The sequence below is a fragment of the Bacillus ectoiniformans genome, from assembly GCF_016908875.1.
Taxonomy (GTDB): domain Bacteria; phylum Bacillota; class Bacilli; order Bacillales; family Domibacillaceae; genus Bacillus_BX; species Bacillus_BX ectoiniformans.
Window position 1 is genome coordinate 50327 of the sequence record NZ_JAFBES010000011.1, and the last position, 22232, is coordinate 72558.

General features: G+C 40.4%; 23 protein-coding genes. 10 read left to right on the forward strand and 13 right to left on the reverse strand.

Features of this window, described 5'->3' with window-relative positions:
• The first annotated feature begins 77 nt into the window (after window positions 1-77).
• The 6 genes from JOC78_RS13550 (at window position 78) to JOC78_RS13575 (ending at window position 5360) form a co-directional block, all read left to right on the forward strand.
• Entirely contained in the window at window positions 78-623 is a 546-nt protein-coding gene (locus JOC78_RS13550) for an NAD(P)H-dependent oxidoreductase (protein WP_204556777.1), read from the forward strand.
• A 332-nt stretch (window positions 624-955) separates the two neighbouring features.
• Window positions 956-3085 carry a Piwi domain-containing protein gene (locus JOC78_RS13555; protein ID WP_204556778.1) on the forward strand — a complete coding sequence of 710 codons (2130 nt, stop codon included), beginning with the start codon at window positions 956-958 and terminating at the stop codon, window positions 3083-3085.
• Window positions 3086-3113: 28 nt separating this feature from the next.
• Window positions 3114-3731, forward strand: coding sequence for a hypothetical protein (locus tag JOC78_RS13560; protein ID WP_204556779.1), 618 nt, complete (start codon window positions 3114-3116; stop codon window positions 3729-3731).
• A gap of 30 nt (window positions 3732-3761) precedes the next feature.
• On the forward strand, window positions 3762-4760 hold the full coding sequence (locus tag JOC78_RS13565; protein WP_204556780.1) for an Rpn family recombination-promoting nuclease/putative transposase: 999 nt from the start codon (window positions 3762-3764) through the stop codon (window positions 4758-4760).
• Between the two features lie 77 nt (window positions 4761-4837).
• Window positions 4838-5035, forward strand: a complete 198-nt coding sequence (locus JOC78_RS13570) for a DUF2281 domain-containing protein (protein ID WP_204556781.1) — start codon at window positions 4838-4840, stop codon at window positions 5033-5035.
• Window positions 5025-5360 carry a type II toxin-antitoxin system PemK/MazF family toxin gene (locus JOC78_RS13575; protein WP_239587168.1) on the forward strand — a complete coding sequence of 112 codons (336 nt, stop codon included), beginning with the start codon at window positions 5025-5027 and terminating at the stop codon, window positions 5358-5360. The genes JOC78_RS13570 and JOC78_RS13575 overlap by 11 nt, the downstream gene beginning before the upstream one ends.
• Window positions 5361-5490: 130 nt before the next feature.
• On the opposite strand, the gene JOC78_RS13580 is transcribed toward JOC78_RS13575, so the two are convergent.
• The gene (locus tag JOC78_RS13580) at window positions 5491-5859 is read right to left on the reverse strand and encodes a hypothetical protein (protein WP_239587169.1); all 369 of its coding nucleotides are present in this window, start codon (window positions 5857-5859) and stop codon (window positions 5491-5493) included.
• Window positions 5860-6356: 497 nt separating this feature from the next.
• Between JOC78_RS13580 and JOC78_RS13585 the strand changes: the two genes are divergently transcribed.
• A complete protein-coding gene (locus JOC78_RS13585) occupies window positions 6357-7376 on the forward strand; it encodes a hypothetical protein (protein ID WP_204556786.1) in 1020 nt (339 codons plus the stop codon).
• Entirely contained in the window at window positions 7366-7524 is a 159-nt protein-coding gene (locus JOC78_RS13590; RefSeq protein WP_204556787.1) for a hypothetical protein, read from the forward strand. The genes JOC78_RS13585 and JOC78_RS13590 overlap by 11 nt, the downstream gene beginning before the upstream one ends.
• Before the next feature lie 1242 nt (window positions 7525-8766).
• Here the strand turns inward: JOC78_RS13590 and JOC78_RS13595 are convergent.
• The 12 genes from JOC78_RS13595 to JOC78_RS13650 all read right to left on the reverse strand — a co-directional run bounded on the left by JOC78_RS13595 (window position 8767) and on the right by JOC78_RS13650 (window position 21085).
• The gene (locus JOC78_RS13595; RefSeq protein WP_239587170.1) at window positions 8767-11238 is read right to left on the reverse strand and encodes a heavy metal translocating P-type ATPase; all 2472 of its coding nucleotides are present in this window, start codon (window positions 11236-11238) and stop codon (window positions 8767-8769) included.
• A complete protein-coding gene (locus tag JOC78_RS13600; RefSeq protein WP_204556788.1) occupies window positions 11198-11641 on the reverse strand; it encodes an acetate uptake transporter in 444 nt (147 codons plus the stop codon). Before JOC78_RS13600 ends, JOC78_RS13595 begins: the two co-directional genes overlap by 41 nt.
• Before the next feature lie 336 nt (window positions 11642-11977).
• Window positions 11978-13525: an S-layer homology domain-containing protein gene (locus JOC78_RS13605; RefSeq protein ID WP_204556790.1), complete on the reverse strand. Its 1548-nt coding sequence runs from the start codon at window positions 13523-13525 to the stop codon at window positions 11978-11980.
• Window positions 13526-13671: 146 nt separating this feature from the next.
• On the reverse strand, window positions 13672-14565 hold the full coding sequence (locus tag JOC78_RS13610) for a sulfite exporter TauE/SafE family protein (protein ID WP_204556791.1): 894 nt from the start codon (window positions 14563-14565) through the stop codon (window positions 13672-13674).
• A gap of 19 nt (window positions 14566-14584) precedes the next feature.
• The gene (locus JOC78_RS13615; RefSeq protein WP_204556792.1) at window positions 14585-15196 is read right to left on the reverse strand and encodes an NAD(P)-binding protein; all 612 of its coding nucleotides are present in this window, start codon (window positions 15194-15196) and stop codon (window positions 14585-14587) included.
• Window positions 15165-15989 (reverse strand): sirohydrochlorin chelatase, encoded by an 825-nt coding sequence (locus JOC78_RS13620; RefSeq protein ID WP_338023210.1) that lies wholly within the window; start codon window positions 15987-15989, stop codon window positions 15165-15167. The genes JOC78_RS13615 and JOC78_RS13620 overlap by 32 nt, the downstream gene beginning before the upstream one ends.
• Window positions 15935-16714 (reverse strand): uroporphyrinogen-III C-methyltransferase, encoded by a 780-nt coding sequence (cobA, locus tag JOC78_RS13625; protein WP_204556793.1) that lies wholly within the window; start codon window positions 16712-16714, stop codon window positions 15935-15937. The genes JOC78_RS13620 and cobA overlap by 55 nt, the downstream gene beginning before the upstream one ends.
• Before the next feature lie 23 nt (window positions 16715-16737).
• A complete protein-coding gene (locus tag JOC78_RS13630; RefSeq protein ID WP_204556794.1) occupies window positions 16738-16947 on the reverse strand; it encodes a DUF3906 family protein in 210 nt (69 codons plus the stop codon).
• A gap of 15 nt (window positions 16948-16962) precedes the next feature.
• Window positions 16963-18585 (reverse strand): nitrite/sulfite reductase, encoded by a 1623-nt coding sequence (locus JOC78_RS13635; RefSeq protein ID WP_204556795.1) that lies wholly within the window; start codon window positions 18583-18585, stop codon window positions 16963-16965.
• Between the two features lie 11 nt (window positions 18586-18596).
• Window positions 18597-19187, reverse strand: coding sequence for an adenylyl-sulfate kinase (gene cysC / locus JOC78_RS13640; RefSeq protein WP_204556796.1), 591 nt, complete (start codon window positions 19185-19187; stop codon window positions 18597-18599).
• Between the two features lie 11 nt (window positions 19188-19198).
• Complete coding sequence (gene sat / locus JOC78_RS13645) at window positions 19199-20344, reverse strand: sulfate adenylyltransferase (protein ID WP_204556797.1); 1146 nt, start codon at window positions 20342-20344, stop codon at window positions 19199-19201.
• Window positions 20345-20401: 57 nt separating this feature from the next.
• Entirely contained in the window at window positions 20402-21085 is a 684-nt protein-coding gene (locus JOC78_RS13650) for a phosphoadenylyl-sulfate reductase (protein WP_204556874.1), read from the reverse strand.
• 232 nt (window positions 21086-21317) lie between these two features.
• On the opposite strand from JOC78_RS13650, the gene JOC78_RS13655 reads away from it, so the two are divergent.
• The gene (locus JOC78_RS13655) at window positions 21318-21743 is read left to right on the forward strand and encodes a pyridoxamine 5'-phosphate oxidase family protein (protein WP_204556799.1); all 426 of its coding nucleotides are present in this window, start codon (window positions 21318-21320) and stop codon (window positions 21741-21743) included.
• Window positions 21744-21882: 139 nt separating this feature from the next.
• Window positions 21883-22062, forward strand: coding sequence for a hypothetical protein (locus JOC78_RS13660; protein WP_204556801.1), 180 nt, complete (start codon window positions 21883-21885; stop codon window positions 22060-22062).
• Window positions 22063-22232: the final 170 nt, after the last annotated feature.

Sequence of the window (22232 nt, forward strand, 5' to 3'; positions counted from 1 at the left end):
ATAGAAGGAGCTATTTCCATTGAATGAAATAGCTCCTTATTTGTAAAATCTACATCATTTTGGGGAGAGTAAAACAAATGAATAAAATATTAATGATTGTTGCCCATCCGAATAAAGAGGATTCCAGAATAAATAAAAAATGGACGGAAGCATTTAGGAATAAAGAGAACATTACGGTACACGAACTATATAAAGAATACCCGGACGAAAAGATCAATGTGGAAAAAGAACAAAAATTAGTTGAACAGCATGACACGATTATTTTTCAGTTTCCTTTTTACTGGTATAGCAGTCCTCCACTCTTAAAGAAATGGCAAGATGAAGTGCTAACATATGGATGGGCATACGGCCGTGACGGGACAAAATTGCATGGAAAGTCATTCATGCTGGCGATTTCCACAGGCAGCTCTGACACTGCTTACCGAGCTGGAGGTAAAAATGAGTTTTCAATCAATGAATTAACAAAACCCTTTCAGGCGATGAACAACTTGGTAGGTATGAAATATCTTCCGTCTTTTGTATTCCACGATTTAAATAACATTAGCGATCATGACGTTGAAAAGAGCATTCCCGCATATTTGGCTCACATAAGGGAATTTTGTGAAGGTGGCATACTGGCCTGAGTCGATAAGCTAAAGAGGTTAAAAGTGTACGGCTTACTTGCCCATAAGCAGGAAAGTTACCTCATTATTAGATAGCTGATTGAAAAAAGATAGGATTGCTCCATCTTTTTTTGCTTGAAACTAATTGACAGATAAGTAGTTAGAAGATTAAGATAATTACAGTGAAATCTTTTCTTTTGAACGCTTTTTCATAATCCCTCCATTCTTCCTCTAATTTATCAACCTCTATTTACGATCACGTCCAGTCTTTCTCTAACTGAAACAATCCCCATCCATTTTGAACACTTTTTTCACGCAAACATTTCCCCTATATTTGAAGCGGAGGCTCACACATGAATCAATATTATTTATCTGAATGGCTATCCGGAACGAATGCGGCCGAGTTACCTGTGCACATTTATACCATTCCTCTGTCAATGGAGGAAAATCGTCATTCGATGGGCGGCAAGGTCTGCTATGGACTAAGTAAGCAAAACCAGTTTCAGACGATGGTATTTTTCGATCAATATATAGCTTCTTTCAAAGCGATCACTAACTGGCAAGGGTATCATTGCCTTCACTATGAAAACCGTCCTATAAAACTTGCGGCTTCGTATGAAAGAACGTTACTGGAGCGGCTGATCAAAAAAGAGCTTGAACAGCGGTCGCGTCTAACCCATGTCATTGATCGCGGTGCGTTTCGGCTCAAGCAGTCTAAGCCGATGAATGCAGCGGAACTGTTAATTTACCCAGCGATCCAAATGAACATCGAAGTACAGGTCAATGGAGACATTATTGCAGGGTTTGATTATGTACATCGGCTGGAATATAAAGAGAACGTTCAAGCCTATATGACCGATCAAAAAATAAATATGACCGGCCGCTCGGTTGTGGATACGACTCATGCAAGAACCTATGAATATGAATTCGTCGAAGTGGCACCATACAAAGCTGGGGAGGTAAGTCCTTACTTAAAGGAATCCGTTATAGACTACTATATTCGAAAAAAAGAAGAACGAAAGCTAAACGGCGTTAGCAACCAGTCGCCGGTCATCCACGTAAAAAACCGCGAAGGAGCGATCTTTCCTTATTTACCGCATCTATTAAAACTGAGCTGTTCCTTTGATTCACTTCCATCACACCTCTCTAAAGCCGCTTCCAAAACCATTAAAATGAAACCCCACGAAAAAATGACAGAGCTGTATAAAGAAGCCTACCGGTTGTTGAGGAAGCTTCCGATGATCACTTTCCCTCAAGACAATATTCGCGCTGTAAAACTAGGTTATGAAGTAGGGTATGCCTCGCCTCCATTGCTTCAGTTTGGAAATAAAGTCACTAACAAAAAGGTGACTGAAGGTTTGAGTAAAGGAGGGGTGTACAAAGGCGGTAATGTTCATGTCAGCTTTTTCGTCGATCCGCTTTTGCAGCAAAACCCTACTGCTCGTAAGAATATTGGCCAGTTTATCCAGCTGTTAATACAGCAATCAGCGAAGCTCGGAGTAAACTTAATCGTCTCTGATAAACCACGCGCACTTCGCGGCCAGCTTTCTCCTCAATTGTTAACGTCCGAAGAATTTCCTTATCAGCTTAAATCCATTTCCAGGTATTTTGATGGCACTGTCATCGTCATTGCTTCTCAACAAACAATTGATCAGGTGTACCGGCTAATTAAAAAGGAATTCGGCGGGAAGCAGGATATGATCACTCAATTCGTTACCTATACTGAACAATTAATCGATATAACGAAATCGTTTTATTTGATCCAAAACCTTTTATTAGGCATCTTCGTGAAATCCGGTAAACAGCCGTGGGTATTAGGAGATTCTCTCCACTCAGACTGTTTTATCGGGTTGGATGTCAGCCATGAGAGCGGCAATCACGCTTGTGGAATGATCCAAACCATCAGCCGAGATGGTACGCTCATTCAGCAAAAGTCACTATCCATGCCTGAAACTGGCGAAAAAATACATTCTGCGACCATTGAAGAGCTTTTATATGACACGATTCATTTTTATCAAGAACATTACAAGGAGCCTCCGCGCCATATCACGTTTCATCGGGACGGGTTTTGCCGAGAAGACCTAGCCTTTATTGAACGACAATTGGCAAAAGCGAATATTGCCTTTGATTATGTGGAGATATTAAAAAATGTCAACCGGCGTATGGCAGTCTATCATCAAGAGAGATGGACCACAGAACAAAGTTTGTATTATAGGAAAAACAATGTGGCTTATCTTTGCTCCACTTCACCGAAGGAATATGTTGGGATGGCAAAGGTTATGAAGATTGTCCAAAAAACCAACCATTTGCCATTTGATCACATTATTTCAGATGTCTATAAGCTTTCCTTCATGCATATTCATTCGATGTTGAAAACCCGGCTTCCCATCACCATTCATTATGCTGATCTAAGCTCCACCTTTCATAATCGTGACATGCTTCACCCAGCCACCCAACACACGAAATCATTGCCGTTTGTTTAAGTAAGCTCACTCGAAAGGAATGAAAAACATGCGTTATGAAAAAGATCAATTATTACAGAGTAAAAATTTGCTTCAAACACTTGCCAATGGCCTCAACCCCCTTACGAAAGAGCCGCTCCCATCTGACAGCTTCCTCCGCGAATCCACTTTAACCTCCTCGCTTTTTTACCTCAGTGCCTACATTGATCAGGCGTTATCAAAGCCATCCAAACGAAAACGAACAAGGCATTTGCCGTTACACTTAACAAAAGCCGAGCTGCAGACAGTCTGCTTGCCAGAAGGGAAAATCGGGATTCAAGCATTTACTAAAGCGGTTAATCAAGTGCTTGACCGAGAAAATAGTCAGCTGCTTACGGCAGTGAGGATTAATAAACAGCTAAAGCGAATGGGGATTTTAAGTGAAATAGAAGATGAAGAAGGAGGAAAACATACGGTCACTAATGATCATTCAGAAGGCTACGGCATTGAATCAGTCCAAAGGAAGTTTCGGGACAGAGAGTATGAGCAGGTTCTATTTAATGAAACAGGCAAGCAGTTTCTATTAGAGCATTTAGTCGAGATCATGGCTTTTGAAGAAGGTAACGCAGCCGATGAGAAGGATAAGAAAAATGCGTTTCCAGCAGATTTTGAAAAGGAAGGGGTATGATATAATGAACGTAAGCACGGAGTACCAATAATGGTCAGTAAACTCTTAAAGCGCGTGCCTCTTGAACAGCTGATGGACTTAAAGATAGATTACGCTTTTAAGCAGCTGTTTGGTACAGAGAAAAATAAAGAAATTACCGTTGTCTTTTTAAATGCCGTGTTAAATCGTAACGGCCACGAAAGCATTCGTGATCTTTCGTTTACGAGCACAGAAGCAGGCGGAGAGTATGAGGAAGATAAACAGTCACGGCTCGATATTCTTGCAGTGACAAATGACGATAAGCGTATTAATATTGAGATTCAATTTACGAATCAATATGATATGATTAAACGCTCCATTTACTACTGGGCAGGCATTTATCGCCGACCGATGAAAAAAAGAATGGCTTATCGCGAGTTATATCCAGTGATTGCGATAAATATTTTAAATTTTAATCTTTTTCAGGATACAAAACGGTTTCACACCTCTTATCATTTGTATGAAGACCAAGACTTCTTTCTATTAACTGATGTGATGGAATTTCATTTTTTGGAAATGCCTAAGATGATAAGTGATTGGAAACAAAACTTACTTGACCCATGGAACGATTTACTGGCTCGGTGGATGCTGCTGCTCGGTATTGTTGATCACCGGAATGGGAAAGTTTATGAAGATATCTATCATGAATTGGAGGCCATCGCAATGAAAGATCCAACATTAAAGCAAGCGTTTCAAGGCTGGGATATATTAAGTGCAACAGAAGAAGAAATCTGGGCGTATGAATCTAGACTTAAGCAAGTCTTAGATGCAGAAGCAGCTAAACGCGAAGCGGAGTTAAGTGAAAAAGAAGCGGTGGAAAAAGCCGTGAAAGAGGGATTAGAGCGGGGGATTCAACAAGGACTTCAACAAGGAATAGAAGAAGGAAGACGGAATGAAAAAATAGAGATGGTCAAAAGGATGCTTCAAAAAGGGATGGAAACAGAGACCATTGCTGATATTATTGGATTAGAGGTCACTGAAATAAGACGGATAAAAAAAGAGTTGGAATAGTATTTCAATAGTGAGACCGTTGTAGTATTGAGTGTGGGCTATGGTTCAGTAAATCCTTTTAATTAGGAGTGAGAAATATGAACTCTGCGAAAGAACGATTGATTAAAATCATTAATGAAATTCCGGAAAGTGAATTGGCAAAAGTATTAGATTTTGCGGAATATATTAAAGATAAAGAAGATAAAAAGATTTTTAAAGAAATTACGAAGGCAAGTGAGAGCAGTTTAGACTTTTGGATCAATGATGTAGATGACAAGATTTGGAATGATGTATAGCCAAGGTGACATTCTCCTGCTGCCTATTCTATATACAAACTTAACCACTAATAAACAATGGCCGGTTTTAGTACTTTCTAATAATACGTATAATCAAAATGCAGATGATATTATCGTTGCAGCAATCACATCTAAATTAAGTGAATTAGACTTTTCAATCATCATTCATACAGAAAATTTAACAGCAGGAAAGTTAAAAAAGACTTCTGCTATAAGAGCTGATAAACTATATACTCTTTCCAAACATATAGTAAAGAAGAAATTTGGCCAAGTGCATAAAGAAATTTCGGATGAAGTGATTGTAAAAGTCAACGAACTGTTGTAAATATAAAATAATATGGCCACTATCATATTCATTTTGGATGCAGGTTGAGTAAAGGTCATTTTGGGAAGACGGCGTAAAGGCCGCAAGATTATGGTAAGCGCCCGTTGGATAACCCAGCAGGCGCTTATTGTCATTCCTCCGGATAATAAACGTCTTTGCGTAAACAAACATCCTTATGATTTAACTCCTCGCCTTCAAACCGAATCCAGATCTCATCATCAGCCATTACACCGTGAGTTTTACGAACAATACCCCAGCGATTGAATGCATTTAGTCCCAAAGCTTGGAGCAGTTCATCCGCATTGACTCGTGTCGGAGGGAAGGTTCGCCACTTTAGCCAACTTTCCATCTGTTCCGTCGTAATATGGCCTTCTGAATCCTCAGAAAATTGTTTATTAAAGCCAGTTATATAGTTTTTAACATAAAGTGTTCCGCCATCTTCTGGTCTTAGATCAACGGAGGCAATTACTTGATCAAAAAGCATGACATCAAACTTCATATAATTAACCACGTTATTCACCTCGAATCAGCAATTTTTCATAGGCTGGATCTTCTAGCTTCATCTTTAATACATCTATGAGACGTCCAAGCGGAAACGGTGCTATTTGTAACGCGTTCATAAATGTTTCTACTTTTAAAAATGGTGGACCTTCATATATGGCCAATTGTTTTTTAAAACTTGAGTTGAAAGGCTTTGCTTTTACTTTTTTAAAATTTGAACATCTACATCTAACGGATAATCTTGAGTATCAGAAAGAAAGCTAAGTCCGTGATCGAAAAGAGGTGCCAGTTCCCATGCGTTGTATTGATCATCATACAAAAACAAAATATTATTCGTATGACGCTCTTCTTCATACGAGATCATTTTTTCATAAGGGTGTACTAAAAGCGAAGTTTGAATGGTAAATGTTTAACAAGAAATTAATGGACAGGGATATGATAAAATGGAAGGTGTAGGGTCAGATATTTGTCCCTTCTAGTGGGGAGGGGATTTCTTTGAAAAAGACAACTTTATTATATATTTATTGCAGTTTGGTATTTTTGCTCTTTTTTGATTTGTGGGTGGAAAATTCAGAGCAAGCAACAAATTTCTTTGGTAAATGGATTGAGCCATTTATCGACGAACCAAAGTTTTCTCTCGTCTGGACCGTATTAATTGTTGTCGGTTTGATGACTTTGTTTAAATATCTGTTGGATGAAAAAGAGGAAGGAAAAAATCAGTTAGAAAAAACATTGGAATCTGAAATGGCCATTCTTGTTGCTGCTAATAGAGAACTAAACGAATATCGACTGCAAGACAATCTGGTCACGGTCCTGAATAGATTTGTTGCACAGAACTCTTATGTTAGTGCAGTGCAATGGTATCAGTATTCTGAGAATAACATTCAAGGCAAGACAATTTTTAAGTTTAGTTATCAGTATGGTTCTGTTGCTGAAGCAGTAAATGTTAATGCAGTTCAACAAATATATTATGAATGCGATACAGAAGTGCTAAAACTATTCAGGATTGCCAGAAAGAGATATAGAGTGCAAGATAATCCAGATTTATTAGTAGACTTCATCGTTAGCATACATACTAGCATTTTTAGGAAAGATTCGTTAACAGCAGAGGATGCTGTTCAATATGCCATGATGACTCTTGCGAAAGAAATAATAGAAAAGGATTATGGATTAATCTTTGAGCAAGACCTAGGAACAAGTGACAATAGAATTCAGCAGTTTGTCGATCAACATCGGACTGGAATTCTGAGAGCAGCTCTGATGGAAGATGAATATTATTCTTTCACACATACAAGGATCAATGAAAAATTCAATCGCCAGTACATTGCCCGGCTTGGAATAGTTAGAGAAGAAAGCTTTGTTTTTACTTTAGTATTAGATGCCAGCATTCTTGAAGAAGAAGAATATGATTGTAGGATGCTGAATATTGCAAAAGAATTTGAAAATCTTTTAATTGGTCTTGAAAAAGGGTATAATAAAAGTATAGAAAAGGAAGGTGACGGATATGCTGGTTAAAAATGATACTCAAAAACAAAAAGCTTTGATTGAGAGTACCTTAACCCAAGCGGGAATTAAGGTTAAACCTGGCAAAAAATCACCAAGAAGCGGAAAATATTCAGGCATTATTGGGAACAGTAAAAAAGTTTTAGAACTGAAAATATAGTACGTAAAAGACAGCTGCGAGCTGTCTTTTTTTCTTTTTATAACATATATATATTATAAAACTTTCATGAGTTTCTATTGAGCACTGCGCCAAGCATGATAATTGAAATATGCATAGGGAGTGTTATATGGAACTGGTTTAACCAAAGCTAAATAGAAATATATATAGTTACCCTCCTACAGACATTCCTGCTTTCATGTTGGCTTTTTTTGGGTTGATCATAAAATTTCCTTCCCCGGCCAATAGTATATAGGAGGAACGGTGTTTTTTCTTTTTACAAAAAAGGGGGTTTTTATGATATTGAGGAATTCGGAGCGGTTGGAACAGGAGCGTATAGAAATAATCGAGCGCTTTCACAAAGAGGGTATCAAAGTTAAAATAGGGATAAAATCTCCTGTAAACGGAAGATATTCAGGGATAGTTGGAAGTAGTGAAAAGATTTTACGAATAAACCTTCCTCGATAAAATGGTAATGTATCTGTGGACAAGGTAAATCGCACTATTTATCATGGCCAGGCACCTGTGTTATAAGAACTGGATCCGTAGTTATAATGACGGTCTCATAGGTATTGCGGGTCCAGTAATAATATTAAAGCTCCAAAAAACCGACTTTGGAGCGTGCGCTGTTTATGGGAAGTGTAAGGCTAATGTGAAGGTTAAAGTTAATTTTAATTTGAAATTTTCTAGTTTACATAATATATATTATAAGAAGTTATCTAAAAAACATTATTTCTGTCTCATATCATAAGTAAACTTTAAATAGTGAGATATTTTATTGATTTATGAATTTTTATTTATGATTAATTTATTCATTAATTTTTCTCAACTGATCTTTGTATTCCAATTAACAAAGCCATTTTATTAATTCTAAGCAGAAAGAATTTTCTTAAACTATTATAAATGCTGGCGATAAATAAATTTGCTTAGCATTTATTAATTACTTAACACATATAAATAGTTTGTCGCTGGTGTTCTTAATTATTCTTATAATTGTATTATCTGAACCGCTATCTCAATTTATTTGTTTTTGTCTCAAAATTAATCTTTAAAGATGTTTTACATCTAGTTGCTCTCAATGATTCACCTACAATTCTGTTAAAAAACCCCAAAGAACAATTTGTTCTTTGGGGTTTTGATCTGTAAGACTGATATGAACCCTCTTTTTGTACAAAACTATAAAATACTTACTGTAAATTTTTCATTACTTGTTTTTTTCGCTTTTTAAATAAAATAATCATGAAATTAATCTTTTAGTTGAAGCAATCTCATACTATTTAAAATCACTAGTATTGCTGCACCTGTGTCACTCATAACAGCCAGCCATAACGTAAGATCACCAGTGAAAATTAAGATAAGCGCGGCGAGCTTTGTGAGTATAGAAAACCATATATTTTGTTTGATAATATTTAATGCTTTTCGGCTTAATTTCACAGTATGAGGCAGTTTTTCTAGATTATCAGCCATCAGCACAATATCTGCCGTTTCCATAGCAGTATCTGTTCCCGCTCCACCCATAGCAATCCCTAAATCGGCTGTCGCTAATGCAGGGGCATCATTAATACCATCTCCGACCATCGCGACGACTTTACCTTCACTTTGAAGCTGTTTAACGGCCGTAACTTTATCTTCCGGCATTAATTCAGCAAAGAAACGGTCCACGCCTGCTAGAGTACTAATTTTACTCGCAGTTCCTTTGTTGTCACCCGTCAGCATAACAACCTGTTCAATACCTATTTCTTTAATATGTTTTAACGCCTTTGCTGTAGTTTTTCGAATTGTATCTGACACTGCAATGATTCCAAAAACTTTCGAATGCGTTCCTACGATCACTAACGTATTCCCTTCATTCTGCAAAGAGTGAATAGTGTTTTTCATTTCTCCTAATGAGACATTCATTTCCTGGAACAATTTTGGATTTCCTGCAAAGTGCTCTATTCCAAGAATGGTTGCTTTCGCTCCCTTTCCTGCAATGGCAGTAAAGCTCTCACCTTCTAAAGTAGAAATGCCACGTTCTGACGCATGGGTTACAATGGCTGAAGCAATAGGGTGCTGTGAATGTTCTTCAATGGTTCGAGCAATTGCGAGCAGTTCCGCTTCTGTTCCATTTACTACGTGTAAACTGAAGACCTTTGGTTTCCCTTCTGTCAGCGTTCCTGTTTTATCAAATGCAATAGCGTTTAGTGCTCCTGCTGTCTCTAAAAACGTACCACCTTTAATTAGAATGCCATTCTTTGCTGCATTGCCTATGGCTGACACAATCGCAACTGGCGTTGAGATAACCAATGCACAAGGGCAAGCAACCACTAGAAGTTCGAGTCCCTTATATAGCCACTCTCCCCATGAGCCCCAGCCAAGTAAAGGAGGCACAACCATTACAATGATCGCCAGCATAAAAACAATCGGTGTATAGATTTTCGCAAAACGGTCAATAAATGCCTCGGTCGGCGCTTTTTGTTCCTGTGCTTCTTCTACAAGATGAATAATCCGGGCAATGGTTGTATCTTTGACAAGTTTCGTAACATTGACTTCTAACGATCCACTTTCATTGACGGTCCCAGCGTAGACAACATCCTGTATGTTTTTGTCCACTGGAAGGGACTCTCCTGTTATCGGTGCCTGGTTAACAGTAGAAGCCCCTGCGATGATCTCTCCATCCAAAGGAATTTTCTCCCCGGGCTTAACAACAATGATCTCCCCGACTTGAATGGCTTCAACAGATTTACGAGTCAGGTTTTGGCCACTTTTAACCCAGGCTTCTTGTGGAGCTATATTCATCAGCCCACGAATCGATTCTCTTGTTCTCTCAATCGATTTATTTTGCAAGGCAGTACCTAAAGCAAATAACCAGACTACGGTTGCCCCTTCAAACCATTCGCCAATCAATGCAGCGCCAATGGCTGCCGATATCATTAAAACGTTCATATCCAACGATCTGCTTCTAATTGCATAGTAAGCGCTTCTTGCCGGTTTATATCCACCAATAAGAATCGACGCAGCATATAAAACTGTAATAAGCGATGGATATAATCCGTTAAATGATCCAAAAAATCCAAGGGCTAAAAGGATACCAGAAATGGTTGTGGTAGATAACATTTTTTTGTTAACAGGAGCTTCATTCTTTCTGCCTGTAGACAGAACCGCTTCAAATCCAGCATTTGATACCTCTTTTGCAACGGCCTCCACACTCAAGTCATGAGTAATGTGCATTTTACCTGTAGAAAAATTCACACGAACTTCTTCAACAGTCGTAACATTTCTCATATGCTTTTCAAGAGTAACAGCACATGCTCCGCAATCCATTCCCTCAATCATGAATGTTTGGCTTTTGTCGTTTTGAGCCAGTGATTCAGCGTTAAATCCCAGCTTTTTAACTTGTTTTTCAATGATAGAGGATGAAATCCCCTCATCTGCCGTCACTTGCATTTTTGCCGTACTGTAGTTCACTTGGATTGTTTTCACGCCAGACATCTTAACTAAGCTTTTTTCAATAGTGGCTGCACAAGCTGGGCAATCCATGCCTTGTATTCGATATTCAAACGAACTGACGGATGCATCCGCTATTCTTTGTGGCTGCCCCTTTGTTTTAGCCGCTTCACATGATGTATCTCCTGCACAACAAGAACTCGTTGCTTCATCATATTCTTCGTCGTGTGCTGCTGAAGAAACTGGAATCTCAGAACACGAGCTGCTTGCACAGCGCAAGAATCGCAGCAAATGCTTTATTTGTTTCTAAAGCGGCAACAGTGATAAATACTGAAAAGATAAAATAGCCCATAAATGCAAAACCAATCTGTCTAGGATCCGCTACGCCAACGTCTCCAAACCACCCAAGCGACATGGCCCAATGTGAAGCTACACCCAGCCAGAACAAACCATAAGCACCCAGCACGATGGAACCGAAATAATTGTTTTTGCGAAAATCAACAAGTGATCCCCAGATTTGCGCAATGGCTCCGAGGAACACAGCCCACGGAATGATGAAGGCTGTCCCTTCTGTCCATCCCATCTTTTGTGAAGCGGCCACAAATGTGACCATCGACAAGCCAAATACCCCTAAGGCCGTCGGATCGGACATGGAAATCTTTGTTTCCGTCACGAATGTCTTTTTTTCTTGCATCTCTCTCTACACTCCCCTTGTGTTATGTATAACAGAATCAACCAGCATAAATGTGACATACTAAAGTCGAATTCTGTCCAATAAAGTATAGTACAATTCTTCAAAAATATCAAAAAATTCTAAATCCGTTAAATAGTTAGTAATTGTCTCCATTCCGCTCGTTGCCACAAATTTTATGAATAAATTAACTATATTAGTTGAATCTGCATAAAAACCCAATCTGTTTTATTTAAACCTCGTATTTATCGTATGAAAATAAGAATATTTTTATAAACATACAAAATACCTTCAAAAAAAGAAGGTTAACATACATTAACCTTCTCTCTCATTTCATTATTATTTAAGATACCTTCTTGCGTTGACGAATCCGGTGCTGTACGGTTTCGTCGTTATCGGAATGATTTCCACGGTACGGCTGCTGTTTGGCGCATGAATCATTTGTCCGTTGCCAATATACATGCCTACATGATGAATTTTCCCTGATTTTCTGTAATCAAAGAACATTAAGTCCCCTGGCTGCATATTGCTTTTAGATACGGCGATCCCATGTGTAGCCTGTACAGATGAATCACGCGGGATGTTTATGCCGTGGTGACGATAGACGGAATAAGTAAATCCAGAACAATCAAACCCAAATCCTGATACTCCCGCCCATAAATAAGGAAGACCAGTAAATTGTTTTCCGGTTGAGACAAGTTGCTGCTGAGTTGGTTTAGGAATACTCTTTGTGTTGTTCACGATTTTCACATCTTTAGCAAGCATCCATTTCGCTGTGTTATGAACGGTTTGTACTTGAATCCAGTCTTTCTCCACTTTTAGAACTGACAGCCTCGTGTCAAAGCTGATTTCAAGTCCGCGGTCATCCAAAGATTTGCTGTTGTGCAGAAAAGCGGTATTGCTTTTCACAATCGCTGTTTGGCAGTTAGCATAGTTATCGTAATACTCAGCCACTTGATTTTTGGGAATCCATCCTAGATAGCCTTTACTGCTTTTAGGGGTAAATTGATCTTTTACCGCGATTTGATGCCAGTTGCCTTGTGTTTTAATAACTTCTACTTCTTGTCCGTACAGGGCTTGCGTTTCTAGCTTTCCGACTAGATCCAATTTTTGAGACAATGTCATGCTCTTCGTCCATTTCCATAGATCCGCTGGGTTCGTCATAGATGGCGCATCAATGGCTCGAGTTTTGTTAGGTGCGACCCATAATGTAGCTGCCGATACTTGAATGACATGCTTCTTCGTATTATTAGGAGCAAAACAAGCTGCAGGTAGTATTTTAAATGATGGTTCTAACACTCTGGCGAGAAACCCTGCAAACTGAGCCCGTGTCGTTGGGTTATTCGGTCTGAACGTATTATCCGCGTAACCGGTGGTAATATGGTTTTGGAATAAAGTTCGGATGACAGAAGATGCCCAAATTCCTTCATTGACATCACGGTATGAATAGCTGGACTCACCTGTTAGCTTAAAGGCACGTACAAGGACGGCTGCCATTTGGGCTCTGCTTAATGTTTGATTAGGGTTAAATACACCGTCATTTCCTGTCATGATCCCAGCATTGGATACAGCTGCAATGATTGCGTACCCGTAGTCATTCTCGCTCACATCTTTAAAGGATGGGCGAGTCTCTAAATTCTCAGTATCGAGTTTTAGCGCCTTTACAATCATCGTAGCTGTTTGCAGGCGGGTAATAGGGTTGTTGAGTCCGAAATTGCCGTCTGGATACCCCTTAATGATTCCTTTTCCTGATAAGTACTCAATTTCTTCTTTCGCCCAATGTTTGCTGTCCACATCTTTAAACGCCGCTTGCGCATGTGTGGGCTGCCCAATTTGAATGAGTACAAATAAAAGGCTTAAAACATAAATAATGGCTCGTTTTTGCATCTGCTTCACCTCGAATGTAATATGCTGTTTGCTCTTGTTTAATTGTTTTTATCCGTCCTCTAATTATTTCGACAAAATGACCAATATTTTTAACACTAATCTCTAACGTATGCTTGACCACATGAAAAAACACCCTAAATCGTCGATTAGGATGTTTTCCTTTTTGGTTCGCTTACTGCCATGGAAGAATTCTTTTCTCTTTGTGCGACATAGTACACAATATACAGCCAAGCAGCAATCAGAAACGCGTAGACAGGCAAGATGATATCCATGCTGATGTCAGAATAACTAAATACCGTTCGTACATTCGTAAAAATCAGCATGCCGCTGACAATGACAGCTAATATTTTAGTCGGCAGGCTTTTCACAATCCATGCAGCGATCGGAGCCGCGATAATTCCGCCGAGCATAATTGCTCCCGCCCATAGCCAATTAATTTTTGAAGGACCTAATGAAAGCATAAAACCAGCTGTTGCTGATAAGGCAATGGCGAATTCACTGGTATTGACCGTTCCGATAACTTTGCGGGGAATCATTCCTTTTTGTGATAACAAGGCAGGTGTGGCAATTGGTCCCCAGCCTCCCCCGCCGCTCGCATCAAAGAATCCGGCTACAAAGCCAAGTGGCACATAAAACTTATTTGTCAGCGCCTTATGTTCTTGTTTCTGAGCATCTCTTAACCATAAAAAACGGGCCAGTATGTATATACCTAATAAAATTAAAAAGATCGATACATATAACCGGACATAGTTTCCAGTCAAATGGCTAAGAAAAGTAGCACCTGAGAAAGCCCCAATGGATCCTGGGATAATCAGTTTTTTCACCATCGTTTTATCTACATTTCCAAAACGGATATGAGAAGCGCCTGATGCGGCGGTAGTAACAACTTCAGCCATATGAACAGAAGCGGAAGCGACTGCGGGTGCAATCCCGGCAGTTAGTAAAAGTGTTGTGGAGGTTAAACCGTATCCCATGCCGAGTGCCCCATCCACAAGCTGCGCGGCGAGACCGACAAGAGCCAATATGATAAATCGTTCCATGCGGTTTCCCTCCTTACTATTATGAGTGCTTTTTTACTTGATTTAATAAATGCTGCCTTTCCTCTGCATGATGTAAGTAGAGCGGATCAGCGGCTTTTTTCAGCCATTTCAGTCGTACGGCCCGCTCCGGTTCATGAGATTTAAGGTACTGTCTTACTTCGTAAAGAAAATCGAGATAGTCTTCATAGGACTCATCGAATTGTTCTTCCAGTTCATTGCGGATGTTTTTCGCAAGTGTAGGGCTTGCTCCGCCGGTTGAAACGCTGATGGCCAATTTTCCTCTTACAAGTGAAGCAGGAATCGTACAGTTGCCTAGCTCGGGGTTGCCGGTATGAACGACTAACTTCCCGAGGGAAGCCGCTGTCCTAGCAACTTGATCATTCACTATAGAAGAATTCGTCACAGCGATAATTAAAAAGGCATCCATGTAATCATTCGCATCTACTTCTTTTTGATGGAGGGTGACTAAGCCTTCTAAAGCCAGTTTTTCGATAGCAGGATGAAATTCCGGACTAACGACATCGATGTGAAGACCATATCTAAGCAGATTCTTTATTTTGTGGTAAGCAATCGTCCCGGCACCGACCACAACGATTTTTTTATGTTCGAGATTCACCATTAGCGGAAACAAGGTTCTTCCCTCCTTCGCTTGATGCTTCAGTAATCCGCTCAGTTAAGATTTCTCTTAATAGCGGATGATAGCCGAGATAATCACACAAAATGATCGATGTTTCAGATCCAAGCGTAAGGATCTCTTTCTTCATCGTTTTCATTAGTATGCCTGTAAACAATAAATAAGGTATGACCCAAAGCTGAGTCGGTTTCTTATGAGCAAGCCTGTGCAACTCCTCTTTAAAGGCCGGTTCAGAAACAGCTAAAAAACTTACATTCACATCAGTTAACTCGGTTTTAGAATGGAAGAGTTGAAGGATCCGTTGAAACTCCGCTTTTGTCTCTGGATCACTGCTTCCTCTGCCGACGATTAAGACGGACGCATCCGCAGCAATCGGCTGGCACTGCTCTTTCATCCGCTCTATTAAAATATCAATGATTGCTTCATGCACTCCTAGCGGTTTCCCGTAGTGTATCGTCATACCCGGGAACTTAGAGTGTGCTTTCGCTAATTCTCTTGGTATGTCTTCTTTGGCATGACCGGCTGATAAAAGTAAAAATGGTATCACGATAATTTCAGTTGCGCCTTGGTCAGCACATTTGGCCAATCCTTGTTCAATAGTCGGTTCAGCCAATTCTAAAAAGCAAGCTTCCTGAATGGGAATATCAATGTGCGGTTTGGTTTGCTCAATAAAGGACAGCGCTTCTTCACGCCCTTTTTTTACTCGGCTGCCATGGCAAATGTAGAGAACGGCTTTCATTGCAGTCCGCCTGCACTTGCCATTTCTTTTCTTTCCCATTCCTTTACCCACTGAATTTTCTCTCTCAGCTTAACTACTTCACCTATTATAATCATGCTCGGGTTTTCCATTTGTTCACGAGCTGCCACTTCAGCAATCGTTTCGAGAGTGCCTGTTACTGTCCGCTGTTCATTTGTAGTACCCCAATGAATGAGCGCAGCAGGGGTGTCAGGCGATTTGCCATGGCCGATTAGCTGCTCCTGAATATAAGGCAGATTTTTTACTCCCATATAGATAGCGAGTGTATCAATGCCATTCGCCAGTGACGCCCATTTCAGGTCTTCATTTTCTCCTTTGCGGCGATGGCCCGTGACAATGGCGAAAGAGGCACTGTAGTCTCGGTGAGTCACAGGGATGCCTGCATAGGCGGGAGCCGCAATTCCAGAAGTAATGCCAGGCACAATTTCAAAAGAGACATTGTGCTTGGCTAGGAATTCTGCTTCCTCTCCGCCGCGCCCAAATACAAATGGATCGCCGCCCTTTAAGCGGGTGACTTTTTTACCTTTCTTGGCATGTTTCATTAAGAAATAATTGATTGTCTCTTGCTGAAGATGATGATAGTTTGGCAGTTTGCCGCAAAAGATTAATTCCGCATCCGTTTTTGCATAGTCGAGCAATTCCTCACTGATTAACCGGTCATACAGAATCACATCCGCTTCTTGTATGGCCCGCAAGCCTTTCACCGTAATTAATTCTGGATCACCCGGACCCGCTCCTACAAGCCACACTTTCCCCATCAGGGCCACCTCCGAATAATTGATTAGTTGGTAAAGGCAGGCAGGACAAACCCGCCGCCTTTGCCAATTCTTTTCTTTTCAAATAGGACAATTTCTTGATAATCAGGTAGAGTCAGAAAATATTTTTCCAATTCCACATCTACTAGATTAAATGCTTGTTCATCCGTTTCAGCGACAATAACTGTCGGGGTCGTTCCTTTTTCATGAATAATTTCAAAACGGTAGATATACATCTTGTTTCCTCTTTTCTATACAGCTGTTTCAGCAGCAATCAATTCATCTACACGAGTTTGGAGCGGTTCAAGTCCTGTTCGGTTGACATACTCATAAAATGTTTCATTTGCCTGTTTTGTTTCTTTAAAATATATAAGAAATTCCTTCAGTATCTTTGGCAGGTCATCACCCGGAATTTTCCCTTTTAACTTTTGGTTAAAGGTTCCGTCGTTCAGAAGAGTACCGCCGACATTGATTTCAAAGGCCTGAACCATTTGTTTGTCTTTATTGCGCACCATGACGCCTTGTAAACCAATATCTGCGATTTGCCGCTGTCCGCATGAGTTCGGGCAGCCGACCATATGAATGCGAATCGGCACATCAATTTCTACTTCCTGATCCAAATATTCGGCAATTCGTTTCATACGTTCCTTCGTTTCCGTTAATGCCAGATTGCAATATTCAATGCCGGTGCATGAAACAGAGTACGCTGTGAATTTAGGGGCATCTGCTTTTAAACGCTCTAAAATCGGTTCGTTCAATACGGCGTTGACGTTTTCAGTTGGGACATTCGGAATTAATAGGTTTTGAGATCCGCACGTGCGCACTTCTCCGTTGCCGTATGCTTTAGCAATGCGGGCTAAATCGAATACTTCATCTGCTTTCAGACGTCCGACAGGTACATTAAGTCCGATGTAATGAAGACCCGCTTGCTTTTGCGGCTTCACTCCGTAAAAGTATCCCGCGTTCCAGCCCTCTGTTAAATCTTTGCCAGCCTCAGGGAGCGGTCCAGTTAATTCAAGCAGCTTTTCTTTAAATTTTTCAGGACCCCAGTCTTCTACTAGGAACTTCAACCTCGCCCGGTGGCGCTTTTCACGATAGCCATGATCCCTAAATATCGTTGCAATTCCTTTTGAAACGAGCAAGACGTTTTCAGGCGTAATAAAAATATCAAGCTTTTGAGCTAGTTTTGGTGCAGAAGACAGCCCGCCGCCAACTTTGACGTGAAACCCTTGAACGGTCTTGCCATCGATTTCTTTTTCAGCAGGAATAAACGCGACATCATTAATTTCCGCATTCCCGGCATTAAATTTATTCGCATTAATTGACAGCTTAAACTTCCTCGGCAAGTTAGAAAAATCCGAATTGTGTTCGAAAAAGTCGTTCACTTCAGTAACAAGCGGACGGGTATCAATCGTTTCATCCAGATCGATCCCTGCAAGCGGATTGCCGATTACGTTTCTTGGCACATCTCCGCAGGCAAACGTAGATGATAATCCAACCTGTTCAAGCCGTTTAAAGATATCCGGAATCACTTCGATGGTCAGCCAGTGAAACTGAATGGCTTGGCGTGTCGTAATATCAAAGACGCCGCGGCCGTAGTCTCTTGAGATTTCAGCTAAAGCAATTAATTGCTCATTAGATAAAATACCCGTCGGCACTTTCACACGCATCATAAAATAGCCGTCTTCTTTCGGGCGCTGCAGGTACAGTCCGGCCCACTTGAATCCATCCCATGCTTCTTTAGGAATGGAATCGAATCCCTTTGCTGCGAACTCAGGTATATCATTAAAAATATCTAACCCATCTTTCACTAACTTGTGCTGCTCTTGTTTGCTTAATTTGGGGTTATCGGCCCAAATTTTTTCGTATGCCATGTCTATTCCTCCTAGAGAAAGTTTCGTTTCTTCATGTAGTCAATCAGTTGCTCTACACACTCATCTATAGAAAAGCGATCAGTTTCTAGTATTAGTTCAGGGTTCACAGGTTCCTCATACGGAGAAGAAATACCAGTGAATTCAGGAATTTCACCTTTGCGCGCTTTTTGATACAGTCCTTTTGGATCGCGCGTTTCACACTCTTCTATAGGGCACTTCACATGAACTTCAACAAATTCATCTGCTTCAAGCAAAGATCTGACCGTATCGCGATCCTCTTGAAATGGAGAGATAAACGCGGTGAAAACGAGTTGGCCGCTGTCAACAAATAGCTTGGCGACTTCACCAATCCGACGAATGTTTTCTTTGCGCGCTTCATCTGAAAATCCTAAGTCTTTATTTAATCCATGACGGACATTGTCCCCGTCCAGCACATACGTTTGTACTTGCAGGTCAAATAGTTTCTTTGCGGCTGCATTCGCGATCGTTGATTTACCTGATCCGGATAATCCGGTAAACCAAAAGACTGCGCTGTGGTGCTTATTTTTGTCCCGGCGATTCTGTTTGGTGATCGTTGTGTCGTGCCACACAATATTAGACATATGAATTCCTCCTATTGAACGGTTTCTTTCGCTTTAAGCCCTCGAATTAACACTTCGATGACTTCTTTTCGGCTGAAGGTGGATGGCGGGATCTCACCGTTTCTTAGCATTTCACGCACCTTTGTTCCTGATAAAATCACATGGTGCTCTTTATCGTGCGGGCATGTTTTCGATGAAGCCATGCTGCCGCATTTCTCGCAGTAAAAGCTATGTTCAAAGAATAGGAGAGTCAGGCCGATCTCTTCTTTTGAAAATTGACTGAAGATCTTTTGCGCATCATAGGTTCCGTAATAACTGCCAACTCCGGCATGGTCACGTCCGACGATAAAGTGTGTGCAGCCGTAGTTCTTGCGCACGAGTGCATGGAAGATCGCTTCTCTCGGTCCCGCATAACGCATGGCCGCTGGGAATACAGCAAGCTTGACGCGGTCTTCTGGATAATATTCTTTTAAAAGGACTTGATAGCTTTCCATCCGGACATCAGCAGGGATATCATCAGACTTTGTCTCTCCGACAAGCGGATTCAAAAGCAGTCCATCGACAATTTCTAGTGCGGATTTTTGTATGTACTCATGAGCGCGATGAACCGGGTTTCTTGTTTGAAAACCAACGATCGTTTTCCAGCCTTTTTGCTCGAAAATTTGGCGAGTCTCTGCCGGGTCAAAATAAAACGCGGAAAATTCTTTTCTTTCAATTCGGCGGACTAAAGTGATTGGACCGCCTAGATAAACAGAACCGCGGTCGAACATTTTCTTTACCCCAGGGTGAGCAAGCTCTGTTGTTTGATAGACTTCTTGGGCCTCGACGGACTGATCCGGACGATAGATATCTGAGAGATTTAATACACCGTAGATCGTTCCTTCCGATTGAAGGAGAACAGAATCGCCAATAGATAAAGACGCAGCCGTTTCTTCATTGATAGGCAGGGTAACTGGTAAACTCCAAACGGTACCATTTGCGAGCCTCATGTTGTGTACAACACTTTCATAGTCTTTTTGAGTAAGAAAGCCTTGCAGCGGACTGTAGGCACCTGTTCCGATTAGTTCTAAGTCACTTAGAGCGGTAGCATCGAGTTCCACCTGTTTCGTAATACTTGATACATCAATATCCGGCTGATAAAGATTAACTAAAAAACCGCCATGTGCATGAATTGTCATGGTAAAGCCTCCTATGTTTATAATTCATATTGAAATTGTTGGTTTTAGGATAAAAAATTAGTCGGCATGTAAGCCGCATTCTGTTTTGCCTGACCCAGACCATCTACCGGAACGAAAATCATCCGCTGTAAAAGCTGGTTTCGTACATGTTTCGCATCCAATGCTTGGATACCCTTGATCATGAAGACTATTGTAATCCAGTTCGTGTTTGGATACATACCGCCAAACGTCTTTCCAGCTCCAATGAATCAACGGGCACACTTTGATTTTCTTAAACTTTTTATCCTGATTGATAAACTGCGTGTGCTTCCTAGTTTCAGACTGTTCACGGCGCAAACCTGATATCCAGGCAGTTGCTGGTTCAAGTGCTTTTGTTAATGGCACGATCTTTCTTAAGTGGCAGCATTGATTCGGACTCGACTGCCAAAGATCTTGCCCGTATTGAGCAGCTTGTTCTTCTAGTGATAATTCTGACGAATGAAGCTGAATTTGCAGTGCAGGATAGCGGCGTTTCACTTTTTCAATCACTTCATACGTTTCTTTAAAATGATAGCCTGTGTCTAAAAAAACAATTTCGGCATCGGGTTTGATTTTAGAGATTAAATCGATGAGCACAATCCCTTCGATTCCGAAGCTGCATGCATAAACTAATTTTTCTCCATACGCTTCATAAGCCCAGCTTAATGCCTCATAAGCTCCTTTCGTTGGGCTATCCGCAGAAAAATTAGGCTGGGCTGACATAGTTAGATCCCACTGTTCATACGTTATCAATTTTCCACCTGCTTTCTAAAGAAAAGCATCCTTTTCTTGAATGAATTTTATTTTATCAGAAAATTAGTTAAAGTCAATCCTATTTTTCTGATCGGATTTATATTTTTAATAATATGCTCGAACCTGCTTTTTGTTGTTTATTTTTTGCCAAATAAGGAATAGTAAATAATGTCATAGAACCAGTAAATAAGGAGATGAGCCTATGAATCAAGAGCAATTACGAAAAGAAGTACTAGATGTAATGGAAAATAATAAAGTAGGAACATTAGCGACTATTAAACAAAACAAGCCTCATACTCGCTACATGACATTTTTTAATGATGAGTTCAAAATGTACACGCCAACTGGAAAAGATACGTATAAAGTAGATGAGATTGAAGCGAATCCGAATGTTCATATTTTGCTTGGATATAATGGGGACGGCCTTGGCGACTCGTATATTGAAGTGGAAGGAAAAGCGGCTATCAATGATTCTGACAGCATGAAAGAAAAACTGTGGAATGACGAATTAAGCAAATGGTTCGAAAGTCCGAACGATCCGAATTATGTGGTATTAGAGATCTCGCCAACCACGATTCGCTATATGAATGAAGGAAATGAACATACGCCATCTGTCCTAGAATTATAGTCAATTCCCGCCTCCATCAAATCGGAGGCGATTTTTTTATGCTGCAAAATGTAAAAATTTCCTTATCATAATGTGATTGAATTTTTAATTAATTGGGTATTCTTAATAAGTAGGTAAAGATACGCAAGGAGGAATGTGTATGGCATATAAGCGTGTATGCGAAGAATGCAATGGACTGGGAAGATCTCCGTTAACTCGCGGCAGTTTTTTTTGGCAAAGAGGGTGTAAATCATGCAGTGGAACCGGAGTATTATTTGACTATCGTTTCCCTATTGAGACAGTCGGCAGTGAATTTGGAGAAGATTTTACTTATAAATAAAAGAGAGGTGTTCCATATGAAGGAGCAGGATGTGATTTTATATGAGAACAATGAATATCGCATTCTCCGCATTGATTCAGCGGGCTACTGTGATATATTGCGTTTATCTCCTCCCCACTTAATTGAATTAACTCATATGAAACATTTGAAACACTGCAAAGTTATATCGA